We start from the raw sequence: 14,317 nt of genomic DNA, 5'->3' as shown, positions 1-14,317 counted from the left end.
CCGGCACCCCGGTACAGGCTGTGTCGTAAGCGCGTCATCACCCACACTCCGTTCGTGGAGGAGGGGCGCTCGGGCCGGACGGACGGCTCCGTCCGGCCCGCGCTCCCGGGCCGACCTGGGCTACGAGGTGGTGCAGGCGCTTGGGCAGGAACTCCCGCAGTTGTCGCCGGTGCTGCACATCAGCACCGTCTCGGTCGCCGGCGTGTTCTCGATGATGGTGATGTCGAGCCGGAACGGGTCGTCGGCGGCGGCGCCGAAACCGGCGTCGTCCTTCGGCGGCTCGACGTTCGGCGCGATCGTCTGCGTGGTCATCTGTGCTCCTGATCCTTGTCGGAGGAACCCTGACGGGACGTGCGGCGGCGGCCTGGTGCCACCGCGTGGCCCGGCATCGCCGGGCGCGGACTTCCACGGCACCCGGTGACGAACCCGGGGATTGAGCACACCGCCCCGGGCCGTTGCGGGCATAGGGCGCGCACTGCTGCGAACCGTCGCGGACCGTTGCGCGCCGCGTGGCGAAAGGGTGTTGCGAATCGTTGCGAATCCCGCTCCCACCTCCCCACGAACACCCGCCACGGCTACGGTCGAGAGGCAGTGCCCAGGGCGTGGAAAGGAAGACGGGGATGACACCCAAGAGTCCTCGGGCGACACGTCGCAACGACGCGCTCGCCGCCTGGATCCGCCAAGCCGGGGTCAGCTACCAAGAGCTGGCCGTGGCGCTGCGCCACACCGCCGCGGACCAGGGCCGCAGCGACTTGCGCCCCGATCGCACCCGCATCGGACACTGGGTGTGCCACGGCGAACCCGACCACCCTTGCCGCGCATCCTCGCGCTGACCCTCAGCCGATTATGCGATCGCCCGCTGACTCTCGGCGACCTCGGCTTCCCCGAACCGGCCCTACCCAGCGAACCCCAAAGCCCAGCCGCGCCACGACCGGTCACGGCGCCCGCCCGCGAATCAGGTGATCCCACGAACCGCCGTCAAGCCCTCGCGCTCCTCGGCGGCGTCACCACGGCACCCCTGCTGCTCCCGGGCAAGGCCGCCGCCGACACCGCCACCCTCTACACCACCGCAGCCACCACCAGCGATCTCCAACCCGCGGACCTGAACGAGATCGACTTGGCCGTCCACGACCTGAGTGCGACCTTCTCCGCACGCACCCCCGACCAGTTATGGCCGATCGCCGCCGCGTACCGCCACCAGGTTCACCAGCTCCTGCGCCGACCCCACACCCTGCGCGAGGGCCGCGAACTCACCCACCACGCCGGCATGTTGTCGGTCGTCCTCGCCTGGATCGCCCACGACTACGGCGACACCGCGACCGCCTTCGCCGCCGACGCCTGGGCCCACGGCGAACAGGCCGACGATCCCGAGGTGTGCGCGTGGGCCGAAGACGTACGCTGCACCAACGCCCTGTACGCGGATCGCCCCTACGACGCGCTCACCGCCGCGACACGCGGGCTCGCGGTCGCGCCCCGCAGCGGCACCGCCATCGTGCGGCTGTCGACGCAGATCGCCCGCGCCCACGCCAAAGTCGGCCAACGCGACGCGTTCGAGACCGCCGCCGCCGGCGCACGCACCTACATGGACCGCATCCCCACCCACGGCGCCGGCCTCTTCGGCGTCGACGCCGTCCGCATCCTCAGCTACGAGGCATCCGCCCACGGCTGGCTCGGAAAACCCCTGGAAGCCGGACGCGCCGCCGAGGAAGCGATCCGCGAATACGAGGCCGTGACCGGGCTGCGCCAAGCCCCCACCCGCCTGGCCATCGCCCAGCTCGACCTAGCCCTGTCACGCGTCGCGTTGGGCCAACCCGACAGCGCCGTCGAACTGGGCCGAAGAGCCCTGTCCGGCGACCGGGTCGTGGACTCGATCCGCTCCCGCGCGCGGGACCTGGACCGAGCACTGCGGCGCAACTACCCCACCGTGTCCGACGTGCGAGAGTTCTCCGGTCAGGTGCACGCCCTGCGCGGATGACGCCCGTTCACCACGCCGAGGTCACCCAGGGCGAGACATCAAGCGCGTCCATCCCCGCAGCCCGCGCGGCGGCCAGACCCTCCTCGGCGTCCTCGACCACCAGACACCTGCCCGGAGGCACCCCCAACCGGCGAGCCGCCTCCAGGAACAGGTCCGGTGCCGGCTTGCCCCGCGCCGCGTCCTCCCGCGTCACCACGACATCGAACGCACCCTCCAAACCAACGGCTCCTATCGCCGCGCGGACGATGACGCCCGCACCACCGGACGCCACAGCACACATCCGCCCCTGCGCCCGAGCGCGCCCCAGCATCGCCGACACGGGCGCGTGGACGGACAGACCCGAGAGCCGACCGGCGATCAGGAATCGGCAGGCGTCGAGGATCTCGGCCAGCGGATCCTCCACACCGAGCTGCACGAGCAGATCGTCGGTGGACGTTCCGATCCTCTCCCGGTACCAGTCCCGATCCAGGACGATGCCGCGTGGCGCCAGTACCTCTCGCAGGCAGCGGTAGTTCAGGGGCTGGGAGTCGACGACGGTACCGTCCCAATCGAAGAGCACGGCGTCGTAGGGGGCAAGGTCCATGTCCATGGGCAGACCTTCCGGTTCTCGTGCCGTGGCGGTCAATACCCACGGCCCTCAACGAGATGTCGAGGTATCGGGCGGATCTGGCCGCCGCCGCGGCGGCCCTGTACCCCCAGGCTGAGCGAGTTGAGGGAACGTCCCTCCTGGCGAACTCCTCGTGGACACCGAGTGGTCCGGTTCCCCTGGACCGAATCAGCCTCGTGTGGGGGCCGGACGTCCCCGCTCCCATGCTGAACGGAGGTTCCGAGCAGGCCCGTCACGTCCTGCCGCCGTATGCGCCGGGGCGGTTCTTTCGCCAGTACAGCAGTGCGATCCGCCACCTCGACAGGCCCCGGCTGTTCGAGAACCGCCCCAGCTACCGCCTCACCGCAGTGGACTGGGAGCGGGCCACTCTCTCGTTCGCCGCCACGACGTACTAACCGCAAGAGGAAAGGCAGCGGGGGCGGCAGACCCGTCGGCCACGACGCCGACCTCTACAGGGAACGGAACACCGTTGAGCGCCTGATCAACAGGCCCAAGGCCTGGCGCGGCATCGCCATCGGATACGACAAGACCCCCGAGAGCTACCTCGCCGCCCTCCATCTCCGCGCCGCGATGATCTGGATCAAAGACCTCAGCCGGGGCTCCTGCTGATCTCAACTGGATACGCGCCCTAGCGAGGTCGGGGAAGTCTGCGTACGGTCTCCCAGGGTCATGCGCGGGTATTGGAAGCGCCCCGAGGAGACCGCGGAGGCGCTGCGCGAAGGATGGTTGCACACCCGAGACCTCGGCCGGCTCGACGCCGATGGATACCTGACCCTGGTCGATCGCATCGAGGGCAACATTCGACGGATGGATGGTGACGTCCACACCGCCGTCGTGGAACGCGTCCTGGAATCCCACCCTCTCGTCCGCGACGCCGTCGTTCCCGGCGTCCCCGACGCCGACCTCGTCGAACACGTACACGCCGTGGTCGTGCCCGCTGCCGGAACATGCGTCCGTACACGGGTCCTGCGCGAGCTCGTACGCGCCGAACTCGGCGACGTGTACGTGCCCACCGGCGTCACCCCCACCACCGAACTACCGCTCACCCCCATCGGAAAACCGGACAAGACCGAACTGCGCCGCCGGATCGTGCTCGCGAACGGGGAATGACGCCGACGGCTCGCCGGGATCCCGACAGGAGGGAGATCGTCTCCGGAGCCCCGCTCGACGCGACGCCGGGTGCCGATCGGTCCGGAACCGTTGTCGGTTCGACATCCTGTGGCCCCGATTCGGGCGGGTGCCCCGACCGTGCGCCCCCTGGTACGGCAACGCCCCGCGGCGGCGCTTCGTTCGTGGTCTGTCGAAAGTTGTGGGTGTACGCGACGTTCGGGAGATGTGGTGGGAGTCGGTCGCTTCGTAACGTCGGGGCATGATCACTTTGGAACGGGTCGACAAACGCTTCGGGGACACGGTCGCGGTCGACGATCTCAGTCTGGTCGTGCAACCGGGCCTGGTCACCGGCTTCCTGGGGCCGAACGGCGCCGGGAAGTCCACGACGATGCGGATGGTGATGGGTCTCGACCGACCGACATCGGGGCGGGCCCTGGTCAACGGGCGGCCCTACGCGCAGTTGCGTCGGCCGCTGTGCGAGGTCGGCGCACTGCTCGACGCGAAGGCGTTGCACCCGGGGCGTTCGGCCCGGGATCATCTGCGGGTCTTGGCCCGCACGCATCGCATCCCGATCCACCGAGTGGACGACGTCCTCGCCCGGGTCGGGCTGTCCGAGGTCGCTCACCGCCGTGCGGGGACGTTCTCCCTGGGAATGGGACAGCGCCTGGGCATCGCCGCGGCGCTGATCGGGGATCCGGGTGTGCTCGTCTTCGACGAGCCGGTCAACGGACTGGATCCGGACGGGGTGTTGTGGGTGCGAGGGCTGATCCGGTCGCTGGCCGGCGAAGGGCGCACGGTTTTCGTCTCCAGCCATCTCATGAGCGAGATGGAACTCACCGCCGACCGACTCGTGGTCATCGGCCGCGGCCGGCTCGTCGTCGACGCGCCGCTCTCCGAGGTACTGGCGAACGCCCGCGGCACGGGCATCACCGTCCGGGGGCCGGAACTGCGCACACTCGCCGAGGTGTTGACGGCGAGCGGTGCCCGGGTGCGCGACGAGGGCGAGCGATTGCGGGTCTCGGGCGCCTCCCTCGAAGAAGTGGGCCGCTGTGCGCACCGTCTCGGTGTACCACTGTTCGAGTTGAGCCCCGCACAGGCCTCGTTGGAAGAGGCGTACATGGAACTGACCGCCGACGCCGTGCAGTACGGAGGCACCCGATGACCGGAATCCGCGCCACGTTCTCGTCCGAGTGGCTCAAACTGTGGACGGTGCGCTCGACATGGTGGTCGACGGGTACGGCCGTCGTGTTGATGCCCGTGTTCGCCGCCGTCATGGGCGCGGACTTCGCGGGTGACGTGTCCGAGGGCGAGATCACCGACGGCGTCACGAGCATGGCGATCACCGAGCCCGCCGCCAACGCGGCGATGATCGCGCAGTTCGGCCTCCTCGCGTTCGCGATGATGTCGGTTACTGCGGAGTTCGCCACCGGCGCCATCCGGAGCACCTTCGCAGCCGATCCGGCGCGGGGCCGCGTCCTGCTGGCCAAGACGTTGGCGGTCGCCGCGGCCGCCCTGCCCGTCGCGCTGGTGATGGTGGTCCTGGGCGTGGTGGTGGGCGATGCCGCGCTCGGCGAGTACGGCCGCGGTGGCGGAGTGGTTTCGGCGGTTGCCTCGTTCAGCGGATACCTGGTGCTGTCCGCGGTGTTCACGGTCGGGGTGTCGGCGCTCGTGCGCAGCGCCGTGGCAACACTCAGCACGGTGATCGTGCTCCTGCTGGCACTGCCCATGATGTTCACCACCGGTGTGTGGAACTTCCTGCCGGGTGGCGCCGGGTATGTCCTGCTGGGACGCGAGGACCCGCCGTTCTCGCGGATCACGGCCGCCGTCGTGCTCGCCGCCTGGGCGCTCGCGGCGCAGGTCGTCGGCGTGCTCGCGGTGCGACGGCGCGACGCGTGAAGGACCGCTCTCCCGAGGTCCGCGGCCCCGCCGATTCCTCGTGCGTCGGCGGGCCCGCGGTGGCGGGTGGTTCAACCGACCATGCCGGCCTCGTAGGCGAGGATCGCGGCCTGCACGCGGTTGCGGACGCCCAGGCGGGTCAGGATCGCGCTCACGTGGGTTTTGACGGTGCCCTCGACCAGGCCGAGGCGTCGGGCGATGTCGGCGTTGGACAGGCCCTCCCCGACGAGGGTGAGCACGTCCCGCTCGCGCGGCGTGAGGACCAGGACCCGCTCCGCGGCCCGCGAGGCGCGTACCGTTCTGCCCATCGCGTCGAGGACTCGTTTCGCCACGCGCGGCGACAGATAGGCCGCGCCCTCGGCGGCGGCGCGGATGCCCGCGACCAGTTCACGGGGATCACCGGACTTCAACAGGAAGCCGGTCGCGCCGCCGTCGACGGCCCGATCGATGTGCGCGTCCTCGCCGAACGTCGTCAGGATCACCACGGCGACCTCCGGCAGCAGTCGGCGGATCTCCGCCGTCGCCGCCAGGCCGTCGAGCCGGGGCATCCGGATGTCCAGGACCGCCACGTCGGGGCGGTGCTTGCGGGCGAGTTCGACCGCCTGGGCGCCGTCCTCGGCCTCGGCGACGATCTCGATACCGGGATCGCCGGCCAGGATCGCACGCACACCGGCCCGGATCAGCGGTTCGTCCTCGGCCAGCAACACACGGACGCGAGCAGTCATCGGGCAGGGTCCTTCCCGGACACGGAAGCGGGCGTGGGCACAGCGGAGGAGGTGGGGGCGGACGTGCGCGCGGTGGATGTGGTGGGCAGGGGAACGCGCGGGTACGCGAAGCGGGCGACCACCTCGAACCCGCCCCCCTGCGGACCCGCCCGGAACGTGCCGCCGGTCAGCCGGACACGTTCGTCGAGGCCGATCAGCCCCATGCGGCTGCCGGGCGCCGCGCGCGGCGACGACACGGGGTCGTGGTGCTGCGACCGGAACGCGGACGCCGCGCGGTCGTCGACCGACGCGGGGCCCCCCTCGCCCGCGCCGACCTGCCCGTTACGGCCGCCTGGCGGCCCGTTGACCACCCGGATCTCGGCTGCGTCCGAGCCGTAGTCGACCGAGACCCGAACCGCGGCGCCCGGCGCGTGCTTGGCGGCGTTGGTGAGCGCCTCGCGGACGACACGCTGCACCGCGAGGGAAAGCGCCGGGACGTTTGGTGACCGCCCGGCCGTCTCCAGGACCACCTCCATACCGGACGCTCGGGCACGGGCCACCAGGTCGGCCGGCGACTGATGTACCGGTTCGACGGGCACGCTCGCCGCCGCGACGTCCTGGGCCGCCCGCGGGTCGAATCCGCCGGTGAAGTCCGCGTCCGCCTCGCCCTCCGAGCGCAACACGCCGATGATCTCGTGCAGGCGATCCGTGGCCACCGCCGCGCTCCGCCGCAGGTCGGCTGCCTTCGCCCGCTGCTCGTCGTCCAGACCGGGGTCGACCTCGAAGACGGCCGCGCGCAGCGCCAGAAGACTCAGGTCGTGGCCGAGCGAGTCGTGCATGTCCCGGGCGATCCGGGCCCGTTCACGCAGTCGCGCCCGGTCGGCGTGCATTTCCTGCTCGCGCTCGAGGTGGCGGGCGCGCTCCCAACCCGCCGCGGCGAGCTGGCGCCGCTGGCGCAGGTTCCGGCCGAGCAGCCAGGGCAGGATGGCGCTCGCCGCGAACTCGGCGACCAGGGCCCCGAGTGGCCATACCCCGTCGACCATCCCGCCCACGAGCACCGCGGGTACCGCCAGTGCGGGCGACCAGGCGAGCGGCCTGATCCGGCCGGTGCGCAACGCTCCCAGGAAAGCCACCAGCGCAACCACGCCGTAGTAGCGCCCATCCCACTGCGCCAGCCCCACCCCCACCGCCAGAGCCGCCGCCGGCCACAACCACGACAGCACCCCGGCCACCATCACCAGTGTCAACGCCACGGCCAATTCCGCCGTCAGGAAGGGATGTGGCGAATTCACCGACAACACCGACGCGGTCACCAGCGTCCACGCCGCGACATCACGCAACACCGCGTTTCCCCACGGCCCCCGGCGAGCGCCGGCGCCCACGTCCCGGTCCGCGTGCCCGCGACTCTCCCGACCCCATATGTCGATCATCGACCGGACGCTACCCGACCGCGCCCGTCCGGTGGCTCTGTCGAAAGTCATGGATGGCGGGCCCATGGGCCGGCGCACGACAAAGGCCCCTGCGATGTCCTCTTCCACATCGCAGGGGCCTTCGTCATCTTTTGGGGCGTGCGGGTCGGCCGCCGTCCTGGAGGAGACCTCGGCGGTGGGTTCGGACCCGCCACCGCCGCCACCGCGTGCCGCATCGGCGCCGCCGTTGCCGCCGGAGGTCGATGCCCCGGTCGCGGCGGCCGGCGGCGCGATCGGCGAAGAGCCTTGCGCGGCCCCCGCGTTCGAGTCCGATCCATGGCACGCCGTAAACGCCGACATCCCCCCGCCCCGGCCTGCCCGACACCGTGTCCGGTGCCGTCGGGCGGTCGGGACCGTCGGAGCGGTGCTCGTCCACCGATCGCAGCAGCAGCGGTCGCAAGAGCGCGGGCGGGTTCCTAGCGTGGGTGGGCACCCTTTTTCGAGGCACCACCTGATTCTTCGGGTTTCCCCGTGCCGTCCGGAGCTTGGAGCCCCGAGTCATGAGCAGTGATGCCATCCACGCCGAGATCGACACGCCGGCCGAGAACGTCGAGTCGCAGGTGATCGCGTGGCGGCACGACATCCACCGGCATCCGGAGCTGTCCAATCGGGAGGCGCGCACGGCGGGGCTGGTCGAGGCCCACCTGCGCTCGCTGGACCTGGACGAGGTCCGCACCGGGATCTCCGGCCACGGCGTGGTGGGTGTCCTCCGGGGAGGCATGCCCGGCAAGCGGGTGATCGCGCTGCGCGCGGACATCGACGCGCTGCCGGTCGAGGAGGACTCCGGCGAGGCGTTCGCCTCCACCGTCGTGGACGTGGAGTACCCCGGCGGGCCGTTCCACGTCGCGCACGCCTGCGGCCACGACGGTCACACCGCGATGCTGATGGGAGCCGCCACGGTCCTGGCGGGCCTGCGCGACCGACTGCCCGGCACGGTCCTGTTCGTATTCCAGCCCGCCGAGGAGGGAGCTCCCGTCGACGAGAAGTCCGGGGCCGAGGAGATGATCGCCGAGGGAGCGTGCGACGACCCGGTGCCGACGATGACGTTCGGCATGCACCTGGGCCCTGCACCGGACGGCTGCGTGGGTTACCGGGCCGGCAACCGGTTCGGCGCGTCCTGCACGGTGAAGATCGTCGTCACCGGCCGGCAGGTGCAGGGCTCGACGCCGTGGATGGGCATCGACCCCATGCCCGCGGCCGGTGCGATCAGCGTCGGCATCGGCCAGCTCTACCGGCAGGTCCCCGGATTCGACCCGGTCACGGTCCATCGGGCACATCGAGGACGTCGGCCGCTTCAACATCATCGGCGAGAGCGTCACACTGTGGGGCACCATCCGCTGCACGGTCGAGGACGACATGGCCGACCTCCGGAAACGGCTGGCAACCCTGGCCGAGCAGACCGCCGCCGCCTACAACTGCACCGCCGCGGTCGACTACCTCCAGGACGTCCCGGCTGTGCACAACACCCGGGAATGGGTCGGCGCCGCCCTGCCCACCCTGCGGCGAACCGTGGGCGAGGCCAAGGTCTTCCCGACCCCGCCGACTCACGGCTACGACGACGTCTCCGAGTTCGTCAACACGTACGGCGGCCTGTATGTGATGCTCGGCGCCCGGGACGGCGAACTGGCAGACGACGGAAGCGTACGACCCATCCCCGGAGGCCGCGGCCTGATCCCCAACCACAACCCCGGGTTCTACGTCAACGACGACTGCCTCGTGCAGGGCGTCCGCCTGCACTGCAACGTCGCCTTCGACCACCTGACCGGCACGCTCACGCCCGCGCAGTGACGCCGGGACGGCACCACGCACATCCTCGTCGCGCCGGCGACGGCCTCGGCGTCCACCGCCGAACCGTCGCCCTCGGTTTGGGGGCCATTCATGGGCCATTCCCGGGCAGGCGAGACGGCGGGCCACCGCAGGCCGGGCCCCGTAGCCGAGGAGCTTTGCGTGTTCGAGGAGTTCGATACCAGGACGGTGCGCACCGGCGAGGCGTCCGTCTTCGTTCGGTACGGGGGCGAGGGCCCGCCTCTTCTGTTGTTGCATGGCCACCCGCGCACGTCGGCGACCTGACACCGGGTCGCGCCCATCCTGGTACGGCGTGGCTTCAGCGTCGTGTGCCCCGACCTGCGTGGTTACGGGCGCTCCTGCGGCCCGGCGCCCACTGCCGATCACGCCCCGCACTCCAAGCGCGCCGTGGCCGAGGACATGATTGAAGTCATGCAGGCGTTGGGGCACCGGCGCTTCGGGCTCGTCGGCCACGACCGCGGGGTCGCCGTGGCGCTTCGCCTGGTGCTGGACCACCCTTCGGCGGTGACCCGGGTGGCGTTCGTGGACGGCCTTCCTCTGAGCGAGCATCTGGCCCGCGCCGACGCTCGGTTCGCCACCGCGTGGTGGCACTGGTTCTTCTTCGCCCAGCCGGAAATCCCCGAACGCGTCATCAACGCCGACCCCGACGCCTGGTACCGCGGCACCCCCGAGGCCATGGGGCAGGAGAATCACGACGAGTGGCGGGCCGCCACCAGAAATCCGGAGGTGGTCCGCGCCATGCTGGAGGACTATCGTGCCGGGCTCACGGTGGATTGCCGACACGAGGAGGCGGACCGAGATCGCGGCGCACGGATCGACTGCCCCGTCCTGGTCCTGTGGTCGCTACGGGACGACCTGGAGGAGCTGTACGGCGACCCGCGCACCATCTGGCGCGACTGGGCCGACGACGTCCGGGGCTACGGTATCGACGCCGGCAAGCCGAGGAGATCTTCGCCGCCGCAGTCGTGGACATGGTTCCGCGCGCCGGCTCGGAGAAGGCGGTGCTCGTGCCCGACGTAGACGATCGCGAAGATCCGGCGCGCACGCACGACATCAGTTGTATAGACCAACGCGCACGCAGCGCGCACGCACGGCATTCGAGAAGGCCCCTCGACGGGCGAACTCACCGTCACGGACAGCGATAAGCCCAGGTCAGCGGTCTGACCTGGGCCTCGCTTCGGGTGGGCACAGACAGACTCGAACTGTCGACCCCTGCTTTGTAAGAGCAGTGCTCTAACCAACTGAGCTATGCGCCCGGATGCGAGAGGACAGCCTATCGAATCCGTGGGGGTGGTTCGTGACGTTGGGCCGTGGGGACGGTCACGTCGTCGCGGGGCGGTGGGCGGTGGCGGGGGTCGTGGCGGGCATGCGGCGGAACCAGGGGAGGCGGGTCAGGGGGGTGTCGACGGTGATCTCGGTGGGGCCGTGGTGGGTGGTGCCGTCGTCGGCCTGCCAGGTGCCCGGGGGGATGGTGACCTTGCGGGAGCGGGTGCCCTTGGTGGTCACGGGGGCGACCAGGATCGTGTCGCCGAGGAGGAATTGGTCGGTGACGGCGGCGTAGCCCCGGCCGGGGTAGACATAGTCGAGGGGGAGTTGGATCGGCTCGCCGGTGTGTGCCGCGGCGCGGGCCAGGGCCAGGATCTCCGGGCCCAGGTCGGTGTGCAGGCGGGCCGCCGCGCGGCACATGTCGAGGTGTTCCGGGCCCAGCACGCGCCACGGCGCCGCGGAGAATTGCATCATCGGGAACAGCGCGGCCGTTTGCGCGTACCGGACGAACAGCTCGGGGTCGAAGCCCTCGCCGTTCGGGCCCGGGACGAAGCGGAACTCGCCGCCGCCGATCATGTCCGGGCAGGTGAACGCATGGCCCGTGATCGACTGCGCCAGCGCGTTCGGGATCAGGCTGTCCAGGCCGAACCGCCCCTCCCACAGGTGGTACTTGTCCTGTTGGCGCTGGGCCAGCGGCAGCCCGGCCGCGCGCCACGAGTCGCGGAACTCGTTGAGCGGCCACTGGGCGCCGAACCGGTTCCACGCATGCGTGTACGCCTCCGGGTCGGCGACGCCGAGCGCGCGCCAGAACGGCGCGTCGCCGCCGTCGAACTTGAACCCGTCGATGCCGATCGACTCCTGAAGCTCCGTCAACTGCGCGCGCAACCACGCGGTCGCGTTCGGATCGAGCAGGTCCAGCCCGGCGCTGTAGCCGTTCCACCACGCATGCACGCCGAAGTACCCGTCCGGGCGCCGGATCAGCAGCCCCCGATCGTTGAGTTGCCGGCAGGTCGGCGAGTCCGGGGTCACGTAGGGCACCAGCCACAACATCACTCGGAAGCCGAGTTCGTGCAGCCGGGCGACCATGCCGGCCGGGTCCGGGAAGCGCCCCGGGTGGAACGTCCAGGTCCCGTAGTCCTCGCTCCACCGGTCGTCGATCATCAATACGCCGGGCGGGAATCCGTTGCGCAGCAGGTCTTCCGCATAGCGGAGCACCTTGTCCTGGGTGGGCTCGAAGACGGTCTCGATCCACAGGTTGTACTGCGGCGCGGTGAACAACAACGGATCCGGCAGCGCACCCGTGGCCGGGTAGTGACGCCGCATCACCTCCAGGTACGCGCCCCGCAACGTGCCGCCCGCGGCCACACCCGTATCGATGACCACTTCAGCCTCGGACGTCCCGAATGCCGGCGGCACTTCGGACGCCTCGCGCCCCCCAAGCGCCCCGAGCCCGGCGCGTCCGTCCGACACATCGCGCGCCTCGCGCCCCCCAGGCACCTCGATCACCGGCCGCCCGTCCTGGATCCGAAACGCGAACGGCCGGGTGCAGTGCACCCATCGGCCGTGATCGGAGAGCAGCACCGGCATGCCCTGATTGGCCTTCACGTCCCGCAGGTCGATCTCGTACCCCTCGGCGAACGGCATGTGGCGGCCGTCTGCGGCCGCTCCGCCCCACCAGTGTTCGCCAGGGCACGGATCCAGCGCGAGCACACCACCGTCGACCGACCCGCGATTCGTCATGCCGCTCAGCTCTCCCACGTTCTCGGTCCCTTCACGCCCACCAACCGGTGGCGGCGAGCCCCCCGTCGAGCCCGCCGCCACCGACCCACCGCCCGACCGGCCTCGACTCGCCGGCCGATCGGGCGGGGAATCACACCCGGTCGGGCCGCGATCCGCCGCTCGCCCAACCAGGTACAAACCACCGCCGACCAGGCATCATCCATCACCTGATCACGCGTCACTTCATGGTGAAGCCCTGCTCCTTGCCGAACGTGGTGATCCGCTCCTGCCAGGTGGACAGCGCACCCGGCAGATCGCCACCGGGCTTGTAGACCTGGCCGATGGTGTCCTTGAAGATGCTGTTCGCGTACACCTGGAACGGCAGGTACTGCCACTCCGGCCGCACCGCGCCGGACATCTGCGCGAACACCTCGTTCGGCTTCGTACCCGGGAAGTAGGGGAGGTCGGCTCCGCGGAAGGCCGGGTCGTCGAGCAGCAACCGGGTCGCCGGGAACAGGCCGACGTCGGAGTTCAGCGACTTGACTGCCTCGGGGTCGGAGTTCAACCAGGTGGCGAAGGCGACCGAAGCCGCCTTGTTCTTGGCCTGCTTCGTCACCGAGACCGACGAACCGCCGTTCTCCGCACTGCCCGGCGCGCCGTCACCGGTCGGCATCGGCGCGACGGCCCACTGACCCGCACCCTGCGGGATGTTCTTCTGCAACACCGCGGGCGCCCACGCACCGGCAAACCACAGCGCGTACTTGCCGGCCCCCATCGACTTCCACCACTCCTCGTTCCAACTCGGCGTGGACTCCACTGTCTTGTCCGCCAGCATCGGACCCCACGTGGCCGCCCACTTCGCCGTCCCCGGATCGTCCTTGAGCTTCACCGCGGCCGAGGCCTCGCCGGAGACCTGGTACGGCTTGCCGCCCTGCTGCCAGATCAGGCTGTTCGCCTGTCCCGCGTCGCCCGGGTCGAGGTAGGTGACGAAGTTCCCCGGGTCGGCCGCCTTGATCTTCTTGCCCAACTCGGCCACCTCGGCCCAGGTCTTGGGCGGCGTCGCGCCGAACTTGTCCAAGACGTCCTTGCGGTAGAACATCGCCATCGGTCCGGTGTCCTGCGGTACGCCGTAGATCCCGCCGGCCACATTGACCTGCGACCAGGCGGACGAGGCGAACTTGTCCCGCAGCGAGGCGGTGCCGAAGTCGGCGAGGTTGACCAGCTGCTTGGTGATCGCGAACTGTGGCAGTGCGTAGTACTCGATCTGTGCCACGTCCGGGGCGCCGCTGCCGGCCTTGAGCGCGGCCTGCAACTTCGTGTACTCGTCCTTCGATTGGCCCACGTTGACCAACTTGACGTGCACCTTCGGGTACTTCTTCTCGAAGAGCGCCACCGTCTTGTCGATGTTGGGCACCCAACTCCAGAAGGTGATCTCGGCGGGCTGGTCGAGAGCCCCCGCGACCGCCGCCGGGTCGGCCTGCTTGCCGCCCTTGTCGTCGTCGGACTTGGAGTCCGACCCGCACGCGGCGAGCGACAGGGCGAGCGCCGCGACGGTGACCGCGGCGGTCATCGAGGTCGACCGACGCGAGCCGAGACGACCCGCAATCGACGATTTTGCGTTCATGTGTAGCCACTCCAAAGGGGATTCGCGAACTCGGGGACGTGCGAAAGAGGCATGCGAGATACGAAGGAGAAAGCAAGCCCGACTGCGGAGCGGGAAAGCGCTCCTGCGGTAGGACGAAGCACCGCGACGGAGAAACGAAGC

Annotated in this window: 13 protein-coding genes, 1 tRNA gene and 3 pseudogenes; 10 read left to right on the top strand and 7 right to left on the bottom strand. The window is 70.4% G+C overall.

Features of this window, described 5'->3' with window-relative positions:
- Positions 1-120: 120 nt before the first annotated feature.
- Positions 121-312 (bottom strand): FxLD family lanthipeptide, encoded by a 192-nt coding sequence (locus ABZS54_RS19770; RefSeq protein WP_355537274.1) that lies wholly within the window; start codon positions 310-312, stop codon positions 121-123.
- 308 nt (positions 313-620) lie between these two features.
- Between ABZS54_RS19770 and ABZS54_RS19765 the strand changes: the two genes are divergently transcribed.
- Positions 621-833 (top strand): hypothetical protein, encoded by a 213-nt coding sequence (locus ABZS54_RS19765; RefSeq protein ID WP_355537271.1) that lies wholly within the window; start codon positions 621-623, stop codon positions 831-833.
- Complete coding sequence (locus ABZS54_RS19760; RefSeq protein ID WP_355537268.1) at positions 812-1,975, top strand: tetratricopeptide repeat protein; 1,164 nt, start codon at positions 812-814, stop codon at positions 1,973-1,975. Before ABZS54_RS19765 ends, ABZS54_RS19760 begins: the two co-directional genes overlap by 22 nt.
- Before the next feature lie 7 nt (positions 1,976-1,982).
- On the opposite strand, the gene ABZS54_RS19755 is transcribed toward ABZS54_RS19760, so the two are convergent.
- On the bottom strand, positions 1,983-2,564 hold the full coding sequence (locus ABZS54_RS19755) for an HAD family phosphatase (protein WP_355537265.1): 582 nt from the start codon (positions 2,562-2,564) through the stop codon (positions 1,983-1,985).
- Positions 2,565-2,785: 221 nt separating this feature from the next.
- Between ABZS54_RS19755 and ABZS54_RS19750 the strand changes: the two genes are divergently transcribed.
- From ABZS54_RS19750 to ABZS54_RS19730, 5 genes and pseudogenes are all read left to right on the top strand, one after another.
- Positions 2,786-2,977: a hypothetical protein gene (locus ABZS54_RS19750; protein WP_355537316.1), complete on the top strand. Its 192-nt coding sequence runs from the start codon at positions 2,786-2,788 to the stop codon at positions 2,975-2,977.
- A 1-nt stretch (position 2,978) separates the two neighbouring features.
- Positions 2,979-3,191: pseudogene (locus tag ABZS54_RS19745) on the top strand (IS5/IS1182 family transposase); the annotation flags it as partial.
- Between the two features lie 60 nt (positions 3,192-3,251).
- Positions 3,252-3,692 (top strand): hypothetical protein, encoded by a 441-nt coding sequence (locus ABZS54_RS19740; RefSeq protein WP_355537262.1) that lies wholly within the window; start codon positions 3,252-3,254, stop codon positions 3,690-3,692.
- A 259-nt stretch (positions 3,693-3,951) separates the two neighbouring features.
- Positions 3,952-4,854: an ATP-binding cassette domain-containing protein gene (locus tag ABZS54_RS19735; RefSeq protein ID WP_355537259.1), complete on the top strand. Its 903-nt coding sequence runs from the start codon at positions 3,952-3,954 to the stop codon at positions 4,852-4,854.
- Positions 4,851-5,588: a hypothetical protein gene (locus ABZS54_RS19730; RefSeq protein WP_355537256.1), complete on the top strand. Its 738-nt coding sequence runs from the start codon at positions 4,851-4,853 to the stop codon at positions 5,586-5,588. Before ABZS54_RS19735 ends, ABZS54_RS19730 begins: the two co-directional genes overlap by 4 nt.
- Positions 5,589-5,659: 71 nt before the next feature.
- Here the strand turns inward: ABZS54_RS19730 and ABZS54_RS19725 are convergent, their stop codons facing one another.
- Both ABZS54_RS19725 and ABZS54_RS19720 read right to left on the bottom strand, forming a co-directional pair.
- The gene (locus ABZS54_RS19725; RefSeq protein WP_355537253.1) at positions 5,660-6,313 is read right to left on the bottom strand and encodes a response regulator transcription factor; all 654 of its coding nucleotides are present in this window, start codon (positions 6,311-6,313) and stop codon (positions 5,660-5,662) included.
- Positions 6,310-7,722: a histidine kinase gene (locus tag ABZS54_RS19720; protein WP_355537250.1), complete on the bottom strand. Its 1,413-nt coding sequence runs from the start codon at positions 7,720-7,722 to the stop codon at positions 6,310-6,312. Before ABZS54_RS19720 ends, ABZS54_RS19725 begins: the two co-directional genes overlap by 4 nt.
- A 539-nt stretch (positions 7,723-8,261) precedes the next feature.
- On the opposite strand from ABZS54_RS19720, the pseudogene ABZS54_RS19715 reads away from it, so the two are divergent.
- From ABZS54_RS19715 to ABZS54_RS19705, 3 genes and pseudogenes are all read left to right on the top strand, one after another.
- Positions 8,262-8,972, top strand: a pseudogene (locus ABZS54_RS19715) (amidohydrolase); the annotation flags it as partial.
- 145 nt (positions 8,973-9,117) lie between these two features.
- Entirely contained in the window at positions 9,118-9,549 is a 432-nt protein-coding gene (locus ABZS54_RS19710) for a hypothetical protein (RefSeq protein ID WP_355537247.1), read from the top strand.
- A gap of 159 nt (positions 9,550-9,708) precedes the next feature.
- Positions 9,709-10,503 (top strand): annotated as a pseudogene (locus ABZS54_RS19705) (alpha/beta fold hydrolase); the annotation flags it as partial.
- Between the two features lie 246 nt (positions 10,504-10,749).
- Here the strand turns inward: ABZS54_RS19705 and ABZS54_RS19700 are convergent.
- The 3 genes from ABZS54_RS19700 to ABZS54_RS19690 all read right to left on the bottom strand — a co-directional run bounded on the left by ABZS54_RS19700 (position 10,750) and on the right by ABZS54_RS19690 (position 14,176).
- Positions 10,750-10,823, bottom strand: a tRNA-Val gene (locus ABZS54_RS19700).
- A gap of 64 nt (positions 10,824-10,887) precedes the next feature.
- A complete protein-coding gene (locus tag ABZS54_RS19695; RefSeq protein WP_355537244.1) occupies positions 10,888-12,591 on the bottom strand; it encodes a glycoside hydrolase family 31 protein in 1,704 nt (567 codons plus the stop codon).
- A gap of 199 nt (positions 12,592-12,790) precedes the next feature.
- Positions 12,791-14,176 (bottom strand): sugar ABC transporter substrate-binding protein, encoded by a 1,386-nt coding sequence (locus ABZS54_RS19690; RefSeq protein ID WP_355537241.1) that lies wholly within the window; start codon positions 14,174-14,176, stop codon positions 12,791-12,793.
- Positions 14,177-14,317 lie beyond the last annotated feature (141 nt).

Source organism: Embleya sp. NPDC005575 (assembly GCF_040605455.1).
Taxonomy (GTDB): domain Bacteria; phylum Actinomycetota; class Actinomycetes; order Streptomycetales; family Streptomycetaceae; genus Embleya.
The sequence above is the reverse complement of the archived record's forward strand: the minus strand, read 5'-3'. Positions and strand labels throughout refer to the sequence as shown.

Coding starts and splice junctions, on each gene's coding strand:
- ABZS54_RS19770 (WP_355537274.1), bottom strand. CDS start 312: ATGACCACGCAGACGATCGCGCCGAACGTCGAGCCGCCGAAGGACGAC.
- ABZS54_RS19765 (WP_355537271.1), top strand. CDS start 621: ATGACACCCAAGAGTCCTCGGGCGACACGTCGCAACGACGCGCTCGCC.
- ABZS54_RS19755 (WP_355537265.1), bottom strand. CDS start 2,564: ATGGACATGGACCTTGCCCCCTACGACGCCGTGCTCTTCGATTGGGAC.
- ABZS54_RS19750 (WP_355537316.1), top strand. CDS start 2,786: ATGCTGAACGGAGGTTCCGAGCAGGCCCGTCACGTCCTGCCGCCGTAT.
- ABZS54_RS19740 (WP_355537262.1), top strand. CDS start 3,252: ATGCGCGGGTATTGGAAGCGCCCCGAGGAGACCGCGGAGGCGCTGCGC.
- ABZS54_RS19735 (WP_355537259.1), top strand. CDS start 3,952: ATGATCACTTTGGAACGGGTCGACAAACGCTTCGGGGACACGGTCGCG.
- ABZS54_RS19730 (WP_355537256.1), top strand. CDS start 4,851: ATGACCGGAATCCGCGCCACGTTCTCGTCCGAGTGGCTCAAACTGTGG.
- ABZS54_RS19725 (WP_355537253.1), bottom strand. CDS start 6,313: ATGACTGCTCGCGTCCGTGTGTTGCTGGCCGAGGACGAACCGCTGATC.
- ABZS54_RS19720 (WP_355537250.1), bottom strand. CDS start 7,722: ATGATCGACATATGGGGTCGGGAGAGTCGCGGGCACGCGGACCGGGAC.
- ABZS54_RS19710 (WP_355537247.1), top strand. CDS start 9,118: ATGGCCGACCTCCGGAAACGGCTGGCAACCCTGGCCGAGCAGACCGCC.
- ABZS54_RS19690 (WP_355537241.1), bottom strand. CDS start 14,176: ATGAACGCAAAATCGTCGATTGCGGGTCGTCTCGGCTCGCGTCGGTCG.